Annotated in this window: 18 protein-coding genes and 3 tRNA genes; 16 read left to right on the top strand and 5 right to left on the bottom strand. The window is 54.3% G+C overall.

The window, feature by feature from the left end; translation table 11 throughout:
* The first annotated feature begins 11 nt into the window (after positions 1–11).
* The 6 genes from carB to VSS37_RS17605 all read left to right on the top strand — a co-directional run bounded on the left by carB (position 12) and on the right by VSS37_RS17605 (position 6,007).
* A complete protein-coding gene (carB, locus tag VSS37_RS17630; protein ID WP_324697312.1) occupies positions 12–3,233 on the top strand; it encodes a carbamoyl-phosphate synthase large subunit in 3,222 nt (1,073 codons plus the stop codon).
* A gap of 9 nt (positions 3,234–3,242) precedes the next feature.
* Complete coding sequence (greA, locus tag VSS37_RS17625) at positions 3,243–3,728, top strand: transcription elongation factor GreA (protein WP_324697311.1); 486 nt, start codon at positions 3,243–3,245, stop codon at positions 3,726–3,728.
* Positions 3,728–4,333 (top strand): alpha-ribazole phosphatase family protein, encoded by a 606-nt coding sequence (cobC, locus tag VSS37_RS17620; RefSeq protein ID WP_324697309.1) that lies wholly within the window; start codon positions 3,728–3,730, stop codon positions 4,331–4,333. Before greA ends, cobC begins: the two co-directional genes overlap by 1 nt.
* A gap of 94 nt (positions 4,334–4,427) precedes the next feature.
* Positions 4,428–5,186: an adenosylcobinamide-GDP ribazoletransferase gene (locus VSS37_RS17615; RefSeq protein WP_324697308.1), complete on the top strand. Its 759-nt coding sequence runs from the start codon at positions 4,428–4,430 to the stop codon at positions 5,184–5,186.
* A 96-nt stretch (positions 5,187–5,282) separates the two neighbouring features.
* Positions 5,283–5,564 (top strand): segregation and condensation protein A, encoded by a 282-nt coding sequence (locus VSS37_RS17610; RefSeq protein WP_324697306.1) that lies wholly within the window; start codon positions 5,283–5,285, stop codon positions 5,562–5,564.
* Positions 5,565–5,566: 2 nt separating this feature from the next.
* A complete protein-coding gene (locus VSS37_RS17605; RefSeq protein WP_324697305.1) occupies positions 5,567–6,007 on the top strand; it encodes an antitoxin Xre/MbcA/ParS toxin-binding domain-containing protein in 441 nt (146 codons plus the stop codon).
* Between the two features lie 60 nt (positions 6,008–6,067).
* On the opposite strand, the gene VSS37_RS17600 is transcribed toward VSS37_RS17605, so the two are convergent.
* From VSS37_RS17600 to VSS37_RS17580, 5 genes are all read right to left on the bottom strand, one after another.
* Entirely contained in the window at positions 6,068–6,589 is a 522-nt protein-coding gene (locus VSS37_RS17600; protein ID WP_324697304.1) for a GlcG/HbpS family heme-binding protein, read from the bottom strand.
* Positions 6,582–6,917: a Grx4 family monothiol glutaredoxin gene (gene grxD / locus VSS37_RS17595; RefSeq protein ID WP_324697302.1), complete on the bottom strand. Its 336-nt coding sequence runs from the start codon at positions 6,915–6,917 to the stop codon at positions 6,582–6,584. The genes VSS37_RS17600 and grxD overlap by 8 nt, the downstream gene beginning before the upstream one ends.
* 90 nt (positions 6,918–7,007) lie before the next feature.
* On the bottom strand, positions 7,008–7,283 hold the full coding sequence (locus VSS37_RS17590; RefSeq protein ID WP_324697300.1) for an EF-hand domain-containing protein: 276 nt from the start codon (positions 7,281–7,283) through the stop codon (positions 7,008–7,010).
* Positions 7,284–7,458: 175 nt separating this feature from the next.
* Positions 7,459–8,580: an FIST signal transduction protein gene (locus tag VSS37_RS17585; protein WP_324697298.1), complete on the bottom strand. Its 1,122-nt coding sequence runs from the start codon at positions 8,578–8,580 to the stop codon at positions 7,459–7,461.
* Between the two features lie 81 nt (positions 8,581–8,661).
* On the bottom strand, positions 8,662–9,042 hold the full coding sequence (locus tag VSS37_RS17580) for a thioredoxin family protein (protein WP_324697296.1): 381 nt from the start codon (positions 9,040–9,042) through the stop codon (positions 8,662–8,664).
* Between the two features lie 89 nt (positions 9,043–9,131).
* Here VSS37_RS17580 and ybaK point away from each other — a divergent pair, with 89 nt between their 5' ends.
* From ybaK to pbpC, 10 genes are all read left to right on the top strand, one after another.
* Complete coding sequence (gene ybaK, locus VSS37_RS17575) at positions 9,132–9,611, top strand: Cys-tRNA(Pro) deacylase (RefSeq protein WP_324697295.1); 480 nt, start codon at positions 9,132–9,134, stop codon at positions 9,609–9,611.
* Positions 9,612–9,668: 57 nt separating this feature from the next.
* Positions 9,669–10,154, top strand: coding sequence for a phosphatidylglycerophosphatase A family protein (locus VSS37_RS17570; protein ID WP_324697294.1), 486 nt, complete (start codon positions 9,669–9,671; stop codon positions 10,152–10,154).
* A 315-nt stretch (positions 10,155–10,469) separates the two neighbouring features.
* Positions 10,470–11,882 carry a glutamate--tRNA ligase gene (gltX, locus tag VSS37_RS17565; protein ID WP_324697293.1) on the top strand — a complete coding sequence of 471 codons (1,413 nt, stop codon included), beginning with the start codon at positions 10,470–10,472 and terminating at the stop codon, positions 11,880–11,882.
* A gap of 115 nt (positions 11,883–11,997) precedes the next feature.
* Positions 11,998–12,447, top strand: a complete 450-nt coding sequence (locus VSS37_RS17560) for a CBS domain-containing protein (RefSeq protein ID WP_324697292.1) — start codon at positions 11,998–12,000, stop codon at positions 12,445–12,447.
* A gap of 43 nt (positions 12,448–12,490) precedes the next feature.
* Positions 12,491–12,566, top strand: a tRNA-Ala gene (locus VSS37_RS17555).
* Between the two features lie 26 nt (positions 12,567–12,592).
* A complete protein-coding gene (locus VSS37_RS17550; protein WP_324697291.1) occupies positions 12,593–12,796 on the top strand; it encodes a hypothetical protein in 204 nt (67 codons plus the stop codon).
* Between the two features lie 20 nt (positions 12,797–12,816).
* Positions 12,817–12,892, top strand: a tRNA-Glu gene (locus tag VSS37_RS17545).
* A 42-nt stretch (positions 12,893–12,934) separates the two neighbouring features.
* Positions 12,935–13,010 (top strand) — tRNA-Glu (locus VSS37_RS17540).
* Positions 13,011–13,130: 120 nt separating this feature from the next.
* Positions 13,131–18,050: an alpha-2-macroglobulin family protein gene (locus VSS37_RS17535; RefSeq protein WP_324697289.1), complete on the top strand. Its 4,920-nt coding sequence runs from the start codon at positions 13,131–13,133 to the stop codon at positions 18,048–18,050.
* Complete coding sequence (gene pbpC, locus VSS37_RS17530; protein WP_324697287.1) at positions 18,050–20,383, top strand: penicillin-binding protein 1C; 2,334 nt, start codon at positions 18,050–18,052, stop codon at positions 20,381–20,383. Before VSS37_RS17535 ends, pbpC begins: the two co-directional genes overlap by 1 nt.

Below are 20,383 nucleotides of genomic sequence, written 5' to 3'. Positions count from 1 at the left end.
GGTGAGAGATCATGCCTAAACGGACAGACATTAAAAGTATCCTGATTATTGGTGCAGGCCCGATCATCATCGGTCAGGCGTGCGAATTCGACTATTCCGGCGCGCAGGCATGTAAAGCCCTGCGTGAGGAAGGCTACCGCGTCATTCTGGTCAATTCCAACCCTGCGACCATCATGACAGACCCGGAAACCGCCGACGCCATTTACATTGAGCCGATCCGTTGGGAAACGGTGGCGAAAATTATCGAGAAAGAGCGCCCGGATGCCTTGTTGCCGACCATGGGCGGCCAGACTGCGCTGAACTGCGCGCTTGACCTTTCCCGTCATGGCGTGCTGGAAACATTTGGCGTGGAAATGATTGGCGCCAATGAACAAGCCATTGAAATGGCCGAGGATCGGCAAAAATTCCGTGAAGCGATGGATGACATCGGCTTGGAATCCGCCCGTTCCGGTGTCGCCCATTCCATGGAGGACGCGCGGGTGGTGCAGGCGGAAATCGGTTTTCCGATTATCATCCGCCCATCTTTCACGTTAGGTGGGACCGGCGGCGGCATCGCCTACAACAAACAGGAATTTGAAACCATTGTGGCGCGCGGCCTGGACATGTCCCCGACCACCGAAGTGCTGCTGGAAGAATCCCTGCTCGGTTGGAAAGAGTATGAGATGGAGGTTGTGCGCGACCGCAGCGACAACTGCATCATTGTCTGCTCGATCGAAAACCTGGACCCGATGGGCATCCACACCGGCGACTCCATTACCGTGGCGCCAGCGCAAACCCTGACCGACAAGGAATACCAGTTGCTGCGTAACGCCTCGTTGGCGGTGCTGCGCAAGATCGGTGTCGATACTGGCGGTTCCAACGTGCAATTCTCGGTCAATCCAGACGACGGGCGCATTATCGTCATTGAAATGAACCCACGCGTATCGCGTTCCTCCGCCCTGGCATCCAAGGCGACCGGCTTCCCGATTGCGAAGGTGGCGGCGAAATTGGCGGTAGGCTATACGCTGGACGAATTGCGCAACGATATTACCGGCGGCATTACGCCAGCTTCGTTTGAGCCGTCCATCGACTATGTGGTCACCAAGATTCCGCGTTTTACGTTCGAAAAATTCCCGCAGGCGGATGCGCGCCTGACCACGCAGATGAAATCCGTGGGCGAAGTGATGGCGATTGGCCGCACCTTCCAGGAATCTTTCCAGAAAGCCCTGCGTGGCCTGGAAATCGGCATCGACGGTCTGGACGAGCGCGTCGACCCGCAGGATCCGGATGTGACGGACATTCTGCGCCGTCAATTGACCGAAGCCAGCGCCGAACGCATCCTGTATGTGGGTGACGCCTTCCGCAACGGCATGTCCGTGGAGGATGTGTTTGAACTGACCAGCATCGATATGTGGTTCCTGGTGCAGATCAAGGAATTGGTCGACCTGGAAAACAGCCTGAAAGAACGCATCCTCAACGACATGTCCGCTGATGAAATGCGGATGCTCAAGCGCAAGGGTTTTTCCGACCGCCGTCTGGCGACGCTGACCCACGAAACCGAGAAGTCGGTGCGCGCGGCGCGTCAGCGTTTGGAGGTGCGCCCGGTCTACAAGCGTGTTGACACCTGTGCGGCGGAATTCGCCACCAATACGGCCTACATGTATTCGACCTATGAGGAAGAATGCGAATCCGCCCCAACTGACCGCAAGAAAATCATGGTGTTGGGCGGTGGCCCGAACCGGATTGGGCAAGGCATCGAGTTCGACTACTGCTGTGTGCACGCTGCCCTTGCGATGCGTGAGGATGGCTACGAAACCATCATGGTCAACTGCAATCCGGAAACGGTTTCCACCGACTACGACACATCTGACCGTTTGTATTTCGAGCCACTGACGCTCGAAGACGTGATGGAAATTGTCGAGCTGGAAAAGCCGTTGGGTGTCATTGTGCAATACGGTGGCCAAACGCCGCTGAAGTTGGCGCGTGACCTGGAAGCTTTGGGTGCGCCGATCATTGGCACCAGCCCGGATTCCATCGATTTGGCGGAAGACCGTGAACGTTTCCAACAATTGATCAACAAGCTCGGCCTCAAGCAGCCGCCCAACCGCACGGCGAAAAGTCTGGATGAGGCGGTGCGTCTGGCGGATGAAATCGGTTACCCGCTGGTGGTGCGCCCGTCCTACGTGCTGGGTGGCCGCGCAATGGAGATCGTCTACCACGAAAACGAGCTGCGCCGTTACATGAACACGGCGGTGTCGGTTTCCAATGACTCGCCGGTGCTGCTTGACCGCTATCTGGACGATGCAGTGGAAATCGATGTGGATGCGATTTGCGACGGCGAAAATGTCCTGATCGGCGGCATCATGCAGCATATTGAACAGGCTGGCATCCACTCCGGCGATTCGGCTTGCTCACTGCCGCCTTACTCGCTGAAGGCGTCCGTGCAGGATGAACTGCGTGAGCAAGTGGTGCGTATGGCCAAGGCGTTGAACGTTATCGGCCTGATGAATACCCAGTTCGCGATCAAGAACGACGAAGTCTATGTGCTGGAGGTCAATCCGCGCGCCTCCCGCACCGTGCCGTTCGTTTCCAAGGCGATTGGCCGTCCGTTGGCGAAAGTCGCCGCCCGTTGTATGGCGGGCCAGACACTGGCGGATCAAAAAGCATTGGATGAAATCATTCCGTCTTACTACTCTGTCAAGGAAGCGGTGTTCCCGTTCATCAAGTTCCCAGGCGTTGACCCGATTCTCAGCCCGGAAATGAAGTCCACCGGCGAGGTCATGGGTGTTGGCAAGAGTTTTGCCGAAGCATTTGGCAAGGCACAGCACGCTGCCGGGGAAAATTACCCGACTTCCGGGGTTGCCTTCATCAGTGTGCGTGAGGCTGACCGCAGGCACTTGAAGGAAGTGGGCGGTTTGTTACGGGCGCAAGGCTTCAATATTGTTGCGACCCGTGGCACGGCGCGTGAACTGCAAAATGCTGGTATTGCTTGTGAAGTTGTCAACAAAATGCGTGAAGGCCGCCCCAATATCGTCGACATGATCAAGAATGAGGAAATCGACCTGATTGTGAACACGACTGAAGGCGAGCAATCCACCCATGACTCTTTTGAGATCCGGCGGGAAGCGTTGCAGCACAAGATCACTTACACCACCACCATCGAGGGTGCCCGCGCTTTGTGCAAAGCCATGGCTTATACAGACAGCGAACAGGTTTACTGCTTGCAGGATTTACATCGGGCAATAGCACAATAAGGAATTGACATGAGTACGAGACCACCCATTACCGCCCAGGGCGCAGAGCGTTTGAAAGTTGAACTGCAACGCCTGAAAACTGAAGACCGTCCGCGCATTATTCAGGCGATCGCCGAAGCGCGTGAGCATGGCGACCTGAAAGAAAATGCGGAATACCACGCCGCCCGCGAACAGCAGAGTTTCTGCGAAGGGCGCATCAAGGAGCTGGAAAGCATTTTGTCGCTGGCTCAGGTCATTGATGTTATCGCGGTAGGCAAGACCAATCCCGGCAAAGTTGTATTCGGCGCCACCGTCGAACTGGAAGAGGTTGAGTCCGGCGAAAGCATCACCTATCAAATCGTGGGCGACATTGAAGCTGACATCAAGCAGAACCGGGTGGCGATTTCTTCCCCCATTGCCCGCGCCATGATTGGCAAGGAAGAGGGCGATGTCGCTGTGGTGCAGGCACCAAGCGGTGTCCGTGAATATGAAATCATCGAAGTCAGCTACCAATAGTGGCCAATAACACGACCCACATCGGCCTTTTACAGCATGGCCAGGTTGATGCTGGGAATGTGTTCTGCGGTGAACTGGACACGCCCTTGAGCAAAGCGGGTTGGAAGCAACTCAAGCAGGCATTTGGGCGTGGCGCTGCTGAATGGGATGCTGTCATTACCTCCCCTAGGACACAGTGCGCCGCCTTTGCCGAGTGGTTCGCCCAGAAATATGACCTGCCCCTAGTGCGTGACGAACGTTTGCGCGAAATCCATTTTGGGGCTTGGGAAGGGTGTTCCCCTCAGCAGGTGATGGCTGTCCATCCGGAACAATTGGCGCAATGGTGGTTGAACCCAGCCCAATCAGCCCCGACGGGCGGCGAAAATTTCGGCGAATTCCGTGCCAGGGTGTTGGATGTTTGGGCGGAACTGGCGAATGCCTATCGGGGTGAAAGGGTGCTGGCCGTGACTCATGCTGGGGTGATCCGGGTGATTATGGCGTATGTGCTGCAAATGCCGGATGAGCGCCTGTTGGCGCTCAATATCGAATATGGCGCATTGACGCGTTTGCGCGTCTTGCGTGACCGTAGCGGTGAGTGGGCGAGTTTGCTCGCCCACGGCTGTTGAGGGTGTTTCTGGTTCTGTGTGATAGCGCGCTGGACTTCTAGTCGACGGCCTATAGAAACGTAGACGTGGCTGGTATATTTTCGATCATTATTTTATGCAGGCGCTGACGGGCATGGTTAAAGCATTTCTCCGTTCTTTACTGGTTGCTTTGTCAGTCTTGACATTATTGCCTGTCCCTTCCGTTAATAGTTTTTCTGCTGAAGAAAAAGGCCGTGGCCTGATCTGGTTTCCTATTATCGGCATGTTGATGGGGCTGGTGTTGGCAGCGATTGCCTGGAAGCTGGAAACGCTTGAACCAATGCTGGCGTCTGTCATTATATTGACGGTCTGGATGTTCACCAGTGAACTTCATCATCTGGATGCGCTCGCACGTAGCATTAGCTCCTGGTTTTTTGGGGGAAGCTGGATGCCGGATGAGGTGGCCGAAGGTGATTTTCGTCCTCCTTCCCCGCATTTGGGCGTGATGGGGGTGATGGCGCTGATCATGATGATTAAGTTTTCAGCTCTTGCGGTTTTGATCGAATACAAGGTGTGGGCTTATATCATGATGGCTCCAGCAGCGGCGCGTTTGCTGGTGGTTGCCCTGATTGGGTTTACCCCGATTGCCTCGCGTGAAACATTGGCTCATGAATTCCGCATTGAATTTCCCTACATTGCCCTCTTTATTTGGCTGCTGATGGCTGTGCCGATTGCCTTGGTGGCGGGCATCCCCATGCTGGTCATGTTTATCACGTTGCTGTTGGCCCGTCTTCGCATGATGCAAGCTTGCAATGGCCTTACTTGGGATGCAATTGGCGGGGTTATCGTGCTGCTGGAAACGGTTGGTTTATTTGCGGCGGCGTTAAGCGCTTGAGCCGGTTCTTCCCCCCAATCCCCACCTTGGTGGTATGGAATTGCTGCCGGTGATAGGATACCGTAGCGGTTTTCAGCTTTCATAGGCCACAGAGTCATGTCGGAAGAACACTTTTCACAAGAAAAACGTATCCTGATGGCGATGCGCAAAACATTGGCAAAAATTGTCCGTGATCTGACGCCTTCTGATGCGGCGCTGCGTTATCCGTTATCAGATGATACGGTCGAAGATGTGAAAAAATGTTTTGACCTAATTTCAGCGCGTGAACGTGAGCTTGCCCAAGCGGCAGGTATTGACATCCGTGACCGTCCGCATTTCACTGATGAACCGCGCACTGCGAATGTTATCCCGATTCAAGGGCTAAGAAGCAAGGATTAACCATGCAACAGTATTCAACGGAAGAAATGGGCGCGCTGACCCAGGCGGTTATCCGCCATATGGATGAGTGGAGCATCAGTAGCGATGAAATGCTCGCAATTTTGGGTCTAGAGGGTGATGTTCGCTCCCGTCATCTCGCCATGTACAGGAATGGCGGCAAAGTGTTTCCGCAAACCCCTGAGATGATGGATAGGATTGATCATATTGTGGGGATCGCAGACGCATTGCGCACGACGTTCCCGTTCAGCAGCCAGATGCGGGTGTTGTGGCTACGCAAACCACATCGCCGTTTCCAACGTCGAACGCCCTTGGCAGTAATGTTAGATGAGCGTGACGAGGGGTTGATGAGAGTCCGTATAGAGGTGGATTGCGCTTACGGCTATGCGATTAATGAAGCATTGCATAACAGCCAAGTTCAAAAGACTAATAAAGATGCGGCCTGAAACAATCAAGCCGAGTAAGGTTCTCGGCTTGATTGCCTGACATTGTTTAAGGCTTCCGCTTCACTCCGCGAACTCAAGTCGCTCCGCCAGTTTATCTAATGCTGATTGGGCGCATTCAGCGTCTTTGTCACCACCTGGCGCGCCGCTGACGCCGATAGCCCCCAATAGTGAACCCGCCGCCTCAATTTTCAAGCCGCCATCCAACACCATCACGCCATCGACTTCATTCATTTCATCCTTGATGTCAGCGCGGTTGGCGCGGAATTCGCTGGAATTGACGCCTGACAGGATCACTGCATTGGCTTTTTTTTCTGCAATCTCTAAGGTGAAACGGTTCGCCATGGTGTCCCGCAGCAGCGCCTGGACATTTGCACTGCGATCAACCACCACAGCGGCGACGTTGTAGCCTTTCACCCGGCAAGCCAACACTGCCTCGCGGGCAATATCCAACGCCAGTTCCATTGAGATTTGTTTGACCGTCACCGCATTGGCAGGTTTGGCGGCGTCAGATTCTTCCCCCATTGCATTGCCGCTGCCCAACAATGTGGCGCTTATTAGTATGCCTTTCCATAAGTCAGGCATTTTCGCTAGCCTTTCCTTGCATTGCGGTCTTGACCATCTTTTGCAGCTCGCCGTTTTGGTACATTTCCAACGTAATGTCGCAGCCGCCAATCAGTTCGCCATTGATGTAAACCTGAGGAAATGTTGGCCAATTGGCGTATTGTGGCAAATCTTGAAAAATTTCCGGATCCTGCAACACATTCACGTAGGCGAATTGTTCGCCACAAGCCATCAATGCCTGCGCCGCACGGCTGGAAAAGCCGCATTGTGGCATTTGCGGCGTGCCTTTCATGAAAATAATGACCGGATTATCTTTAACCGCCTGATCAATACGCTCTAATGCACTCATTGGGATCGTCCTCATTATTGGTTCCAATGATTACATTCTACCTGTTGGCCGAAATAAATAAACGCCAGATTCCATGCGGGATAGGGGCTTTTACCTGCGGCGGCGCTTTTTCATGGCGGTGAATTCGTCTGGGTCTATGTAGCCATCCCGGTTGCGATCCACATTGTCAAAAATTAAGCGGGGGTTGAGCCTGCCTGAAACCGGGTGTTTGGCGGCGTATTCTGGCCAAGAAATCAGGCCATCGCCATTGGTGTCAAGTGCGGCGAAATCGGGGTCAATGGCAGGTTGTGCAGCGGATATTTCCGTACCCAGCATGGTGAACACCAGTAAGGAAGCGAGGATTGGCAATTGAGTTGTATTTTTCATGTTACGCCCCTGTTTACGCATTTAGCTATTATTAAAGTATCCTATTAACGCAGTTTTGCAGATAAGGTTTACATGATTTTCATGAAAATAAATTTATCTGTTTTAACCCATGCCAATATAGATCAGCCAAAACAACACAGGATGAACAACAATACAAGCGTTTACAGCAGGAAATTCACTCATAAATAGTGGTGATTGTCATGGTTTGGTTATGCAAGCCGCACTCGCCTGTGGAGAAAGGGGACAGTTCCCCATAAGAATAAAAACCAAGTTGGGAAGTGTTCTTCGGCAAATTGGCGAGCACTGCTTCAGCCTCTTCTTCGGCGTCTGTGCCTAGCACCATGCGGCGGCCAATGCAGCTGATGGCGATACAGAGCACTTTTTTATCGGTGTCTGTGGCGCTCATGAGCGCCGCGTTTTCCGCCCCTTCAACCAATTGATCGAGATTGGCGCGCATCAGCTGGGCTTGTGCGCCCTCCGGAATGTCGCCAGCGAAAATAAGGGATTGGTTGGCTTCATCAACCGCCAGGATAGTGCGGACCACTTCTGTTGTTTCGCCCGGCTGACTAAGCGCCAATGGGAATCGCAGGCCTGTGGCGGGCAAGCCTTCCGCCAGCTCACCCAGATAGGTTTTGTAAAGCGCTAAGGCAGGTTTTCCCGATAGTTCGTACAGGATATTGTGTTCAGCGCGGGTGACTTTACGGGCAGGGCCAAACGGTTTCCAGCCGCCATTTGAGCCATGCTGGATGTGGGCATTGCCATAAAGGCCAAGTGCCGCCACCACGCCACCTGCCGGTTTGCCGTCCTGTAGCACCCAGGTGGTTTTGAAGCGCTCCCCATCGCCAGCCAAGCCGCCGGTGACGATAGTGTTTGCGTTGGTGATGTCATTGAAGCCATGGGCCAGCTCGCTGCCATTGACACATAATCCATCAGACAGCACGAAAATTCCTTGCAGGTTTTCACGGTTTAGCCTGCCTGCGAGCAGGCGGCCAACATGACGGGACTCCAGTGGGTCATTGATGTCGGTGCAGGTCATGCGCAGGGAGGCGGATTCGAATTGCACTAAAGCAATGACGAGGCTGTGATCTTGAATTGATCCGCCCCGGATTTCACCTGCACTGGAGCACCCCATCAGTTGGGCTTGGGGGTATTTTTCTGCGAGCAGGACAAAAGGCTGTGGATGCTCCAGAAAACTGGAATCTCCGAATACCAAAATAAGCAGCGTTGGGGTGTTAATTTCAGGCAAGCTTGCTGAAAAACCATTTTCAATCGTGTAAGAAAGCGTATCAACTTTCATGATTGCGGCCTCCTTCGCAAAGTTATATTTATAGGATTGTTGTTTTGGGATGATGCCACGACCTATAACAAGGTGCCAGTTCTATGGTTGGGCAATGTTTGTTTTTGTCAGCAACCTGCTATTGGCAGCAATAAATTCCCGTACAAAAGGCTTGCTTTGGGCGCTAGTGAATCGGGCTATTTCTTCACCGTTTTCAATCAATAAAACGGTTGGGAAACCGCGCACTTGGTAGCGGCCCGCCAGTTTCATGTTTTCATCTTCGTCGGTATCCAGTTTGGCCAGCAAAACCTTGCCATGAAATTCAGGGATGACAGATTTCAGGACAGGATCGAGAAACAGGCATGGGCCGCACCAGTCAGCCCAGAAATCCACTAAGACCGGGTTTTTGCGGGATGCATTGAGGACACGCCCTTCAAAGTCGGCAATGCCATGAATATCGAAAATGAATGTGTAATCCGGCATGATGTGCCTCCGTGAAATGGCGCAATTATAACGGCACCATCACCAGGATAAAATTATACTTGGGCAAAAAACACCGAGGACAAGCAGATATGACTCCGGCGATCCAGCAAGCGAAAAGGGCAAAAATCCCTTTTCAGGTCCATGAATACGTACACGACCCGCGAACCGAGGCGTATGGCTTGGAAGCCGCACAGGCGCTAGGGCTGAACCCGGCGCAGGTGTTCAAGACCTTGCTGGTGACGTTGAATGGCGACCGGAAGAAACTGGCGGTGGGTATTGTCCCTGTTGAGCTATTCCTTAACCTCAAGCAGATGGCCGCAGCTTTGGGTGTGAAAACGGTGGACATGGCCAATCCGAAGGATGCCGAACGCAGCACCGGTTATATTGTGGGGGGCATCAGCCCTTTGGGGCAAAAGAGGCTGTTGCCGACTGTGCTGGACGATTCCGCCTTGCAGTTCGCCAGCATTTTTGTCAGTGGTGGTCGGCGAGGGCTGGATATAGAGCTTGCCCCGGCGGATCTGCTGGCGTTGTGCAAGGGCGTTGCGGCACCGATTGCCCGGGAACGTTGATTAAGTGCAGTGAATGGGGTTGGCTTTTACAGATTTTTATTGGTTGGATAGGTTGTGATGCAAAAGGTAGTGCAGGCAAAGACGGTTTTTTCTTCCCCGGTGCATTTTCTGGCGTTTGGGTTTGGCAGTGGTTTGTCGCCGTTTGCGCCTGGCACTGCGGGGACGCTAGCTGCCATTCCGTTATATCTATTATTGGCACCATTGCCGCTATGGGCTTATTTGCTGGCAGTCCTGGTGGTGTCGGCAGTGGGCGTCTGGATTTGCGGGGAGTCTTCCCGCCGGTTGGGCGTGCACGATTACGGCGGGATTGTCTGGGATGAATTTGCCGGTTTTCTGCTGACCATGACCGCCGCTCCTGCCGGTTGGGTTTGGGTTGTGGCGGGTTTCTTCCTGTTTCGCCTATTCGATGTTTGGAAGCCTTGGCCGATCAGGGTTATAGACCGTGACCTTCAGGGGGGCTTGGGCATTATGCTGGATGATATTCTGGCAGGGATTTACGCTTTTCTGGTCTTGCAATTATTGGCGCGGCAGTTTGCTGGATGAGGCGCTAAAAAGCCTTCCATTGGGAAGGCTTTTTAGGATGTATATTTTTATTGTTATCTGAAGCTTGTTATTACTATTGGGCGCTTCGGTTTAAGGCAAAAGAAAAGGAGGGGTTGAAGCCCCTGTTATTGTTATCTTGACCCCTTTAGCCCTTTACAGCCCCTTTAGCCCTTGGACGTGAGGCAGTATGCAAGGGAGGCACTGAATTGGAACTGAATAAAATGCTTGTTTTTCATTCAGTTATTCTTAAGGTTTGTTTCGGGCTAATGAACTGTTAAGCTCTCCAGTCTTGTCAAAAACACTACATGGAATGTCATGAACGTCAGAACCCGTTTTGCCCCCAGTCCAACTGGTTACCTGCATATTGGTGGTGCGCGTACAGCGCTGTTTTCTTGGCTGTACGCCCGCAAGACGGGCGGGGTTTTTATTTTGCGGATCGAAGATACTGACCGTGAACGCTCCACCCAGGAATCTGTCGACGCCATTTTGCAGGGAATGGATTGGCTAGGGCTGGAACACGATGAAGGCCCGTTCTACCAGACGCATCGTTTCGACCGTTACAAGGATGTGATCCAGCAGTTGTTGGACAGCGGCCATGCTTACCGTTGCTATTGCAGCAGGGAGGAGCTGGAGCAGATGCGGGAGGCGCAGATGGCGCGCAAGGAAAAGCCGCGTTATGACGGGCGCTGTTTCGGGCGTGAAGATGCGCCGGAAGGCATTGAGCCGGTCATCCGTTTCCGCAACCCGCAGGATGGGGCAGTGGAGTTTGATGATCTGGTGCGTGGCAAAATCACGGTCAGCAACAAGGAGCTGGATGACCTGATCATTGCCCGCTCCGATGGTACGCCTACCTACAACCTGACGGTGGTGGTGGATGACATCGACATGAACGTGACCCACGTCATTCGGGGCGATGACCATATCAATAACACGCCCCGCCAGATCAATATCATGAGGGCGCTGGGTTTTGACCCGCCTAAATTTGCCCATGTGCCGATGATCTTGGGGGGCGATGGCCAGCGTCTCTCCAAACGGCATGGGGCGGTCAGCGTCATGCAGTACCGTGATGATGGCTACACGCCGCAGGCGTTGCTTAATTATCTGGTGCGCCTAGGTTGGTCAAATGGCGATCAGGAAATTTTCTCCCGTGAGGAAATGGTTTCGTTGTTTTCGCTGGAGGGGATTAATCGGTCCCCTTCCGCTTTCAATGCTGACAAGCTGCTATGGTTGAATCAACACTACATTAAAACTTTGCCGGTGGAGGAACTGGAAAGGCAGCTGCAATGGCATTTGCAGGCTCAGAACCTATCCGTCGCCAACGGCCCTGCTTTGACGGATGTGATCAACGCCCAACGCGACCGCGCCAAAACCCTCGTTGAAATGGTCGCCATCAGCCGTTATTTCTACGAAGATTTCGACAGTTATGACGAACAGGCGGTAAAAAAACAGTTCAAGGCTGATACCGCCGCTAACCTTCAGGTTGTGCATGACGAGCTGGTGGGCATTGCCGAATGGAAAGGGGAACCTATCCATGCCGCCATCCATTCAGCTTGTGAAAAATTAGGTGTGAAACTTGGCAAGGTGGGGCCGCCGCTGCGTATTGCAACCACTGGAGGGGCTTCCTCGCCATCGTTGGAAATCACCCTGGAACTGATTGGGCGTGGGCGCGCTTTGGAACGCATTTGCCACGCCATTAGCTTTATCGGCAGTACGATGATGGCGGATTGAATCCCCCCCTAAAGGCCAGTATGGAGCAACATTGTTTCATGCTATGTTCATTCTCCGGCTGTCAGGGAAAAGGCAGCATGGGTATAAAGTTTAATCTTTTATATGAGGAGGATGCATGAAAGTTAAAGAGATTATGACAACAAATGTTAAAACAGCCAAGGCGGATACTCCAGTACGGGATATTGTCGAGGTTATGTGCTTTAACAAAATCAGCGGTTTGCCAGTGGTGGATGACAGCAATAACGTGGTGGGAGTGGTCTCTGAAAAAGATGTGTTACGTAAAATGTTTCCTGACATTTCTGAGGTTGCGCGTGAGGAGGGGCGGCCTGATTTCGAAAAAATGGAAAAAGATTACAGTGATGCATTGACACTGAAAACGGGCGACATCATGAGCAAACTGGTGGCCTCTGCCAGCCCGGATATGCCCGTGATGAAGGCGGTTTCCATCATGTGCGTACAGAAAATTCGCCGTATTCCGGTAGTGCAGGAAAACAAACTGATGGGTATTATCAGTTTAGGAGATGTGCATAAGGCGATCTTTGCAAATTCGTTGAAAGGCTCTTGACAGCATCAGCGGATTCCATCAGAATTCGCCTCTCTTTCGCCGTGGGGCTATAGCTCAGCTGGGAGAGCGCTACAATGGCATTGTAGAGGTCATCGGTTCGATCCCGATTAGCTCCACCAATTTTGGCCGCTGCGAGAGGTTTAGTATGGATCGCATTGGTCGTTACAGCTTTATAGCTGGACTGGCAATCACAATAGCTGGATTGGTGTTTGGATTTGGCTTTATGTTTGCAGACAGCGATGAATTGGCGAAAATATTTTTGATGGCGGTACCATTCGGTTTTTTACTTCTTTTTGCCGGATTGTCCACCATAGTCCTGTTCTCCCCAAGAGACAGTGATAATAAGTGAATTTGGAAGTTTACATCAGCGACCCTATCGTCTAGAGGCCTAGGACACGACCCTTTCACGGTTGTAACCGGGGTTCGAATCCCCGTAGGGTCGCCACTTTCCAAGCACTTGCATAGTTTATATAGGTTTTACATCAGCGACCCTATCGTCTAGAGGCCTAGGACACGACCCTTTCACGGTTGTAACCGGGGTTCGAATCCCCGTAGGGTCGCCACTCTCTTCATCTTCCCATTCTGAACCATATCCCTTGTATTGGAGATTGCTTTCCCTTACCGTGAAAGTCTGCGTTTGCCGATCTGTCAGGTATTTTCTTATATAGGGATGGAGAATAATAATGGGTAATCACCTTCGCCGGATATTTCCTGTTTTCTGGTTTGCCATGCTATTGGCATGTTTGTGGCAGGTTATGCTGGTCAGGGCGGATGAGCCCACATCATTGGCGGAAGTTTCCACCGCAGCTCCGAAAGATTCCGCGCCAGCGGCGGTGGCTCCGCATTACACCAATGAAGAACTGCTGACCCAGATGCTGGTGGTTGATGTGTCAGAGCGTTCACTTGATAACAGTCCAGCCCTCGCTATTACCTTTTCCCAGGATCTTGACCCAATGGGGGATTATAATGCCTTCATCACCCTGACCAGCAGCGGCAAGATGGCGGAAGGGAGCTGGATCATGGCAGGTGAAACTCGGCGGCTGTTTTTCAACAATATCAAACCACAAACCGAATACCGGATACAGATCAGGCCAGGGGTCAGCAGCCGGAATGAGTTGAAACTGCAAAAGCCGGTGGATTACACGGTTAAAACCCGCGACATTAAGCCTGCATTTGATTTCGCCACCAGTGGCAGCATCTTGCCTACCCGGTTGACAGGTGGATTGCCCATTAGGGTTGTCAATGTTCCGGAATTGGACATTGAGTTCCTGCGGGTGCAGCCGGACAAGTTGCCGGAGATGCTGAAAACAGTTTCGCTGGGAGAGCGTCTTTCCCAGTGGCAACTGGAGGATATCCATGAGGCGACGCAAAGTGTCCACTCCCAGCGTTATGTGACAGGCACCAAACCGAATGCGCGCACCTCATTGTTGATTCCGGTCGAAAACATACCAGAACTGAAAACACCGGGCCTGTATTTTGCGGTCATGCGGGAACCAGGGCGTTTCAGTGATGACGCTTACCGGATTACCCAATTCGTAGTCACCAATGTCGGCTTGCATGTGCGGCTTTATCCCAGAAGTGTGGAGGTGTTCGCCAATGCGCTTGACACTGGCAAGCCATTGGCGGATGTGCAGCTGAAGTTGCACGGCGAAAAGGAAACCCTGACGCTGGAAACGGATAATAGTGGGCACGTTAACTTTGCGCACCGGCCTCAAGGGGATTTGCTGCTGACCGCGAATCTGGACGGGCAATTTGCGTTTCTGGATTTGCGGGAAGCGGCGCTGGATCTTTCGGAATACCCGGTGGAAGGTTTGCCTGACAAGCCGATAGCGCCGTTTATTTACAGCACAAGGGATTTGTTTCGTCCTGGTGAAACCTTGGACTTATCCATCTTGCTACGCAACCGGGATGGGGAGACTGTTTCGGGGCAAAGCCTGAACCTGCGGATTGTCCGGCCTGACACCAAATTGCTGTTGGAAGAAAATCTCGCCGCTGCGAACCCTGGGCTAGGTTTTTTTTCCTGGCAATTGCCCATTCCTGCGGATGCGCCAACCGGAAGCTGGAAGGCGGAAGTCCGCATCAACGCCAAGGATGATGCGCCAGTCAGCAGTTTTACATTCCATGTGGAAGAGTTCATGCCTGAACGCATGCAGCTCTCCCTCAAGGCCGAAGACAAGCTACTGAGCAGTGGTGAAAAACTGATTGTGGCGGCGCAGGGGGATTACCTATACGGCGCGCCTGCCAGTGGCAACAAACTGACAGCAGCGCGCGCAGTCAGCATCAACCGCCATCCGTTGGACGCGTTCAAGGAATATTATTTTGGCGATCCAGCTGATGGTAAATTGATTGGCAGGGAGAACCTGCCGGAACTGGCGCTGAATGAAACGGGGGCTGGTTTCATTGAGGTTCCGCCGTTGGAGGGCAAGATCAATTCCCCATTGACCGTAAGCATCGTCGGCGAACTGCATGAAGCAGGCGGGCGGGGCGTTGTGCGCAAGGTGGACGTGCCGTTCTGGCCAACCCAAAACCTGGTGGGGCTCCGCCCCTTGTTTGGCAAGGACACTGTCGCAGACCATAGCGACGCGGCTTTCGAACTTGTCCGGGTGAATGCGGAAGGGCAGCCAGCACCGGCTGGACAACCGCTGGCCGTCACGTTGGTGCGGGAAGACCGGGAGTATTTCTGGGAATACAACGATGGCGAAGGCTGGCAACGCAAGGAAAACGCCAGTGAATATCCGGTTGTGCAACAAAAAGTCACGTTGGACGCCCAGGCGCATGGCAAGGCGGTGTTTTCCGTACAGGACGGCTATTACCGGCTGGAAGTGGAGGATACGGACACTGGTTTAAAAACGGTCTATCCCTTTCACGCCGGTTGGGATTGGGAACAGGCAGCCAATACCTCCGCCCGCCCCGACCAGATTGAGCTGGCACTCGACAAACCCATGTACCAAGCTGGCGATGCCGTGAAATTGAAAATTACCCCGCCTGCGGCTGGCGAGGCCATTGTCGCGGTGGAAGGGGAATCGATGCTGTGGTCGCAACGGATCAGCCTGCCTGCTGATGGCACCACCGTCGAGATTCCATTAGATAAAGCCTGGAACCGGCATGACCTGTACGCCACGGTGACGTCTTTCCGGCCAGCCAGCAGCCAGCAGAAGATTGCCCCGAACCGGGCGTTGGGCGTTATTTTCCTGCCCTTGGACAGGGAGGATCGGCGCTTGGGCCTGAGTATCGATGCGCCGGAAAAAGTCCTGCCGGAACAAACTGTCAGCGTGACGGTAAGTTCTGACAACCTCAAAGGTGAAAATGCGTTGGTGACGCTGGCTGCGGTTGACTCAGGGGTGTTGAATGTTACGGGTTTCAAGACGCCAGACCCGTTTGCCTTCTATTTCTCGCAGCACAAGTATGAAGTCAATTTGTATGACGATTACGGCAAAATCATTGAGGACGTTGAGGGTGCGCCGTTGCGGCAACGTTTTGGCGGCGACGCCATGGGGGGGCGGCGGGGCGGCCCACAGGCGCAGGCGGATGTGAGGATTGTTTCCCTGTACAGCGGGGCGGTGGCGTTCGACGCTGACGGGAAAGCGAAAATTGATCTGCCTTTGCCGGGTTTTGACGGGTCATTGCGGTTAATGGCGGTGGCTGCGTCTGCCAACCGTTTTGGCAGCGCGGAACGGGAAATGAAGGTCGCCTCCCCTGTGGTGGCCACGCTGGCGGCACCCCGCTTCCTGGCTGGTGGCGATAGCAGTTTCCTTACCGTGGACATGAATAACACCACCACAGAACCCCAGCCGGTGAAACTGAAAATCAGCGCCAATCCCTTGCTGGACAATCTGGATTTGGAACGTGAATTCACCCTGGCGGCAGGCAAGCGGGAAACCTTGCGGTTACCGTTGTCCGCCCGGCAATCGTTTGGGACGGCGAGCGTCAGTCTGGAGCTTGTCGGCAAGGATTTCACCTCCCGCCGCCAACTCCAGTTTGCAGTGCGCCCTGCCTATCCAGCAGGCCATCTCAGTTTGAGTCGGGAGTTGAAGCCGGGGGAAATGCTGGTGCTGGACAGTTCCACCATCCAGGGATTCCTGCCTGCCGGATTGAACGCCAGCCTGAGCCTTGCCGCCACGCCCCCCTTGCCTCTGCGCAGCGCGTTACAAGGTTTGCTGCAATATCCTTATGGCTGTTTGGAGCAGACCACCAGCAGCGCTTGGCCGTATTTGTTCCTGGACGCCAGCGTTACAGAGCAATTGGGGCTGGAGCCGATGGAGATGAAAACCCGCAATGACCGGGTCAATGCCGCCTTGCTGCGCCTGACAGGCATGCAATTGTCAGATGGCGGCTTTACGTTATGGGGAAATTATGGCGAAGAGGAATATTGGCTTACGCCGTATGTGACGGATTTCCTGCTGGATGCAAAAGAGCAGGGGTTTGCGGTGCCTGAATGGCTGTTGCAGCGCGCCCTGCAAAATCTGGAGGAGCGGATGCAAGAGGGCGAACGCGATGCGGAAAGCCGTTATGCCTTTGCGGATGTGCCGAACCACCTTGACTTGGCGACACGGGCTTATGCGGCGTATGTGCTTTCCCGGGTGAAACGGGTGTCGCCCGGAACGCTGAAAGTCATGTATGAAAAGGATGCGGGCAAAGCTGCTTCCGGTTTGCCGCTGGTGCACCTAGGGTTGGCTTTGCGGGCGATAGGTGACGGTAAACGTGGTGATGACGCCATCAAGCGCGGGTTGGACATGGTGCGTGATGAACAGAAATATCTGGGCGATTATGGCAGCAGTTTGCGTGACCAAGCCGCAATGCTTTACCTGTTGTTGCGTTACAAGGTGGAAATTCCCCAGCAGGCCACCCACATCAACAAACTGGCGGACTTGCTGCATAACCGCAGTTATTTCAGCACCCAGGAGCAATTGTTCACACTGCTGGCTGGCTTGAAGGTGGAGGCGAAGCTGAAATCCGGTTGGCAGGCTGGCCTGAAAATTGGCGACAGCACGGTTGACTTGTCCGGCAAGGGTGTCCACTACAGCGCCTTGACGGCAGAAGATTTCCAGAAAGGGGTCAGTGTGCTGGCCAAAGAACAGGAGCCCTTATACGCAGCTTTGATGGTGCATGGCTATCCTATTGTCGCCCCTGCACCGGACAGTGACCCGATTGAGGTTCAGCGCAGTTGGCACACCATGGACGGCAAGCTCTTGCAGCCCCAAGATGTCAAGCCGGGTGCGTTGCTGCTGGTTCATTTGGCTATAGAAAGCGCGGTGGACATTAATGACGCGCTTGTCGTTGACTTGTTGCCAGCAGGTTTCGAGATTGAAAACACCAACTTGCAAAGCAATGAGAGCCTGGAAGGCCTGCAACTGACCGGGACGGACAAGCCCGTCACGGAGTTGTTGAACAGCAGCTCGCCCCGCACCCAGGAGTTCCGCGATGACCGTTATCTGGCCGCGTTGCCGTTGGAGGCAAAAACGCGCCATCATTTGTTTTATATGGTGAGGGTTGTGTCCGCAGGTGATTTCGTGGTTCCGCCGCCTTATGCCGAGGATATGTATCGCCCTGAACTGAACGGGGTGGGCGCAACACCTGACAAGCTGATGATTCCGGAATTGTGATGTGGCGACATGTAGGCCGTCATGTCTTACGCCTGCTGGCGATAGGCGTGGCTTGCCTGCTGTTGTTTCTGCTGGCGGATCGTCTGTGGCCGCTGCCTGATCCGGACAGGATGCGCAGCGTGTTGGTCTTGGCGGAAGACCGCACGCCCTTGCGGGCGTTTGCCGATGACCAGGGGGTATGGCGCTATCCGGTGACGCTGGATGAAGTGTCCCCCCGCTACGTCGAAGCGTTGTTGGAATATGAAGACCGCTGGTTTTACTGGCACCCTGGCGTCAACCCCCTGGCGTTGGCGCGGGCAGGGTGGCAGTGGCTGACAGGCGGCAGGATTGTTTCCGGCGGTTCCACCCTGACCATGCAAGTGGCGCGCATCCTGGAGCCGCATGAACGTAATTTTAGCGGCAAGCTATGGCAGGCGTTCCGCGCTTTGCAGTTGGAATGGCGTTACAGCAAAAATGAAATCCTCACTTTTTATCTTAACCTGGCACCTTTCGGCGGGCCGATTGAGGGTGTGCAAACGGCCAGTTTTGCTTGGTTGCACAAACCGGCTGCCGAATTGAGTTATGCGGAAGCGGCGCTGCTGGCGGTGTTGCCACAAGCGCCTTCCCGGTTGCGTCCAGACCGTTATCCGGAGGTGGCGCAGCAGTACCGCGACAAGGTGTTGCGGCGTATGGCCAGCCAGGGCGTCTGGGCACCGGAAATCGTGGAAGACGCGATGCGTGAGCCGGTTGTGCGTTCGCGGTTTCGCCAGCCAATGATGGCCCCGTTATTTGCCCGGCGTATGAAGGAACAGGCCGTTACAGGCAATCAGGCACGCCTGCAAACTGCCTTGGACGCCAATATCCAGTGGGCAGTGGAAAATGTGTTGCGCGCCCGCACTGGGAGTTTGCCTGCCAAGGCTTCCGCTGGCGTGCTGGTCGTGGAGAACCAAACGGGGTATGTGCGTGGTTATGCCGGATCGGCTAACTTTTTCGACGCAGACCGGTTTGGGCATGTGGATATGGTGCAGGCGCTGAGGTCGCCCGGCTCCACCCTGAAGCCTTTTTTGTATGGCATGGCGCTGGATGACGGCTTGTTGGATTCCGCCAGCCTACTGAGCGATGCGCCGGTAAAGCTGGATGGTTATGCGCCGCAGAATTTTTTTCGGCATTTTTCCGGGGCGGTCAGTATGGCGCAGGCTTTACAGGAATCCCTGAACATTCCGGCAGTTGAGGTTTTGCAGTGGATTAAGCCAGCCGTTTTCGTGGACAGGTTGCGCAATGGCGGCGTCACCATCACCTTTCCTGAGCAGACGGAACCGAATCTGAGCGTCATCTTGGGAGGGGCGGGAACCAGCCTGGAAGATCTGGTGCGTGGTTTCACCGCATTTGCGCGCGCGGGCGTCAGCATCAAGCCGCGCTTTTTGCCGCAGGAGCCGATGGTGGAGCGGCGCATGCTGTCGGCTGGGGCAGCGTGGGTCATCCAGGATATTTTACGGGAAGTTCCCCCGCCGGAAGGCAGCGTCAACCATGCCAGCATTGCGTGGAAAACCGGCACCAGTTACGGTTTCCGTGATGCTTGGGCAGTAGGGGTAAGCGATGCCTATACTGTCGGCGTGTGGACAGGGCGCCCTGATGGCACGCCATTGCCGGGCAGTTTTGGCGCATACGCTGCTGGCCCGATCTTGTTTGACATTTTTCGCGCTTTGCCTGAACAGGCGGGCAGCAATGTCCGTCGCCGTCCGGCGAATGTCATTCGTGCGGACATTTGTTGGCCTCTAGGGGGGCGTGCCGACGCCACTGCGCCGGAAAATTGCCATATGCGCCAACAGGCGTGGCTACTGGATGAACGGGTTCCGCCTACTTTGCCGAACTTGCAGCAGCGCTCCTGGTCAGCCGGGTTGCAGACGTATTGGGTGAATCCGGCGACTGGCCTGCGGGTGACATCGGCGTGCTCGGCACCTGACAGGGTTTCCCGCCAAGTTGCGCTATGGCCGCTGGAGTTATGGCCGTGGTTGCCCAGCAGTGTGCTGGCAAAGATGCAGTTGCCCGCTTTTGATCCCGCTTGCCCGCCTGCCCAGCGATATGCAGGAGGCGCGGAACTGGCTATTCGTAATTTGGACGCGAGCACCCGTCTGTATTTGCCCAAGGAATCCGGCAAAGGTGTGACGGTGGATTTGCAGGCGCAGGGTGGGGAAGGGCAGTATTTCTGGCTGGTCAATGGCGAACCGGCGGGTGTTGACCGGGAACGTAGCGGTTTACGCTATACCTTCACGCGCGCAGGGGATTATGACTTGACGGTGTTTGACGCCGCCGGTGCGGTGGACAAACTGCCAATCCGGGTTGTCAGCCAGTAG

The organism is Candidatus Thiothrix phosphatis, from assembly GCF_035668035.1.
Taxonomy (GTDB): domain Bacteria; phylum Pseudomonadota; class Gammaproteobacteria; order Thiotrichales; family Thiotrichaceae; genus Thiothrix; species Thiothrix phosphatis.
The sequence above is the reverse complement of the archived record's forward strand: the minus strand, read 5'-3'. Positions and strand labels throughout refer to the sequence as shown.